Here is a 3,035-nt window from a genome sequence, read left to right as displayed (position 1 = left end):
TGAAACAATTTATTTATACGGATTTATAATTGCAACTATACTTACTGTTATTTATATCTTTTTTGGAGATATTTTTGAATCAATATTTAGTTTTGGAGGCGGATCTGTATCCGTTGTAACGTTGCTACTTAGTTTTTTCGCCATGTTATGTGGACTTAGTTATATAGGAGAATATTTATATTCCTATAATAGTCTCGTTATTTTCGGGGCCTCATTTGCTATATCTTTTATCGGTGTTTTCATAATGAAAATACTAATTTTAAAACCAATTGCAGAAGCAGAACAAAACACGGTGCAACGTATGGATGAATTCATTGGTTGCAAGGGAGAAGTCATTACGACAATTCCTACAGAAGGATTTGGTGAAGTATTAATCTCCTCTAAATTTGGAAGTAATGCAATCCCAGCTAAAACAATTGGAAAGAAAGATATTTCACAAGGAACTGAAGTTATTATCGAGGGAGTTCAAGATGGTGTTTTGCTTGTACAGAACATCGCTTATTCTTTAAAAAAACCAAAATTATAAGGGGGAATTTACATGACGATTCCATTAATTATCGGTGGAGTTTTACTCGCAATTTTAATTCTACTCATTTTAGTATTCATTACGAAGTATCGTACAGTTGGTCCAGATGAAGCATTAATTGTAACAGGGAACTGGCTTGGTGGTGGAAAGAATGTTGTTACCACTGATGATGGAAAGAAGATTAAGATTATCCGCGGTGGTGGTACTTTCGTTGTGCCAATTATGCAACGAGCAGAACTTCTTAGCTTATTAAACTATAAATTAGAAGTTGGAACACGTGATACGTATACGAAACAAGGTGTACCGATTACAGTAAACGGTGTTTCTATTATTAAAGTAGGATCGACAATTGAAGAAGTTTCTACAGCAGCTGAACAATATTTAGGAAAAGAAACGGAAGAGTTAAAAGTAGAAGCAAAAGAAGTTTTAGAAGGGCATCTACGTGCTATTTTATCTTCTATGACAGTAGAAGATGCTTATAGTAATAGAGAGCAATTCGCACAAAAGGTGCATGAAGTAGCTTCGACTGATTTGAAGAAGATGGGACTTCGCATCGTTTCCTTTACAATTAAAGAAATAATGGATAAAAACGGTTACTTAGATGCACTTGGTCAGCCGCAAATTGCAATGGTTAAGCGTGATGCAACAGTTGCAAATGCAGAGCGTGAAAAAGAGGCGAGAATTGAAAAAGCTCGTGCTGAGAAAGAAGCAAAAGAAGCAGAATATCAACGTGATGCACAAATCGCTGAAGCTGAAAAACATAAAGAATTAAAAGTACAATCTTATAAGAGAGACCAAGAACAAGCTCGCGCAGATGCAGATCTTTCTTATGAATTACAACAAGCGAAAGCACAACAAGGTGTTACAGAAGAGCAAATGCGAGTTAAAATCATTGAGCGTGAAAAGCAAATTGAGTTAGAAGAAAAAGAGATTGCGCGTCGTGAAAAGCAATACGATGCAGAAGTAAAGAAAAAGGCAGATGCAGATCGCTATGCTGTTGAACAATCAGCTGAAGCGGAAAAAGTAAAACAAATGAAAAAAGCAGATGCGGATCAATATAAAATTGAAGCAGAAGCAAGAGCACGTGCAGAAGAAGTTCGTGTAGAAGGTTTAGCAAAAGCAGAAATTGAAAAAGCACAAGGCCAGGCAAAGGCAGAAGTACAAAAGGCACAAGGTACAGCGGAAGCAGATGTTATTAGGTTAAAAGGTTTAGCAGAAGCAGAAGCGAAACAAAAAATTGCAGAAGCATTTGAATTATATGGGCAAGCCGCGATTATGGATATGGTTCTTAAAATGCTTCCAAGTTATGCGAAAGAAATTGCGAGTCCACTTAGCAATATTGATAAAATTACAGTTGTCGATACAGGCGGCGGTGGAAAGAATAGCGGCGCTGGGAAAGTTGCAGGGTATGCGACAGATTTAATGGCAACAATGCAAGAAACTTTAAAAGCCTCTTCTGGTATTGATTTAAAAGAATTACTAGAAGGATTCGCTGGAAAAGGTGCCGTGCAGCAACTATCAAACGATAAACCTGTCGTATCTGTAGTAGAAGGTGAGAAAAAAGAAGTAGAGAAAGATAAGGAATAGTAAGGTGAAAAGCCCCTCTAGTAAATAGATATTAGAGGGGCTTTTGTGTGTTTATATGACTCTCTGCTAACACTAAGGCAGAGTAGTGAATAATGATATAAAAGTAAAGAAATAAATGTGGTATGATTAAGTTGAAAAATCTGTATATTCTTTGAATTCTATCTTCAGTAATGTTAGGGGAATGATTTTGAAATTGAAGAAATTGAAATTGCAACCGAGAATTACATTAACTATTAGTACACTTATTCTTGCTGTACTGCTGTTAACGAGTTATTTATTTTACTATATATTATCTGAAACAGTAGAAGAACAAATTGGAAAAAGGGCGTTGCATGTTGCGAAAACAGTTGCTGCTATACCGGAAATCGGGGAAGCTTTTCAAAAAGAAAATCCAGCTTCTATTATTCAGCCAATTGCAGGAAAAATTCGAATCGAAACAGATGCTGACTTTATTGTAGTTGGAAATAAAGATGGTATTCGTTATGCACATCCTAAGCGAGAGAAAATAGGAGAAGCTATGGTGGGCGGAGATAATAAAGGGGTCCTATTAGAAGGGAAATCTTACGTTTCGAAAGCAACGGGATCATTAGGGCCTTCGTTACGTGGAAAAGTCCCAATTCGTAATCAGGATAATGAAATTATTGGTGTAGTATCTGTTGGTTTTTCAATGGATGATATTCATGGAGCGATAGAAGTGTATGGAAAGCGTGTGTTTTGGATTACAATAACAGGTCTGTTAATTGGGATAATTGGCTCTGTATATTTAGCAAAAAGTATTAAGCGGATGATGTTTGGAATGGAGCCAGAAGAAATTTCATCTTTATACGAGGAGCATAGTACAGTTATTCAATCTGTACGTGAAGGGATTGTAGTAATCGATAAAAATGGAATGGTTAGTTTAGTAAATCAAGCGGCATACGAT

Annotated in this window: 2 protein-coding genes and 1 pseudogene; all 3 read left to right on the top strand. The window is 36.2% G+C overall.

The window, feature by feature from the left end; all coding sequences use genetic code 11:
* A partial coding sequence (locus tag V7038_RS17075; RefSeq protein WP_335471046.1) for an NfeD family protein occupies nt 1-526 on the top strand: 526 nt, incomplete at its 5' end.
* Nucleotides 527-538: 12 nt separating this feature from the next.
* Complete coding sequence (locus V7038_RS17070; RefSeq protein WP_002113918.1) at nt 539-2,113, top strand: flotillin family protein; 1,575 nt, start codon at nt 539-541, stop codon at nt 2,111-2,113.
* Between the two features lie 181 nt (nt 2,114-2,294).
* A pseudogene (locus V7038_RS17065) lies at nt 2,295-3,035 on the top strand (sensor histidine kinase); the annotation flags it as partial.

The sequence above is a fragment of the Bacillus sp. JJ783 genome, assembly GCF_036963225.1.
Taxonomy (GTDB): domain Bacteria; phylum Bacillota; class Bacilli; order Bacillales; family Bacillaceae_G; genus Bacillus_A; species Bacillus_A cereus_U.
This window is presented reverse-complemented; position numbering and strand designations above follow the sequence as displayed.

Excerpts from the sequence above, each read along its gene's own strand:
- V7038_RS17070 (WP_002113918.1), top strand. The coding sequence starts at position 539 with ATGACGATTCCATTAATTATCGGTGGAGTTTTACTCGCAATTTTAATT.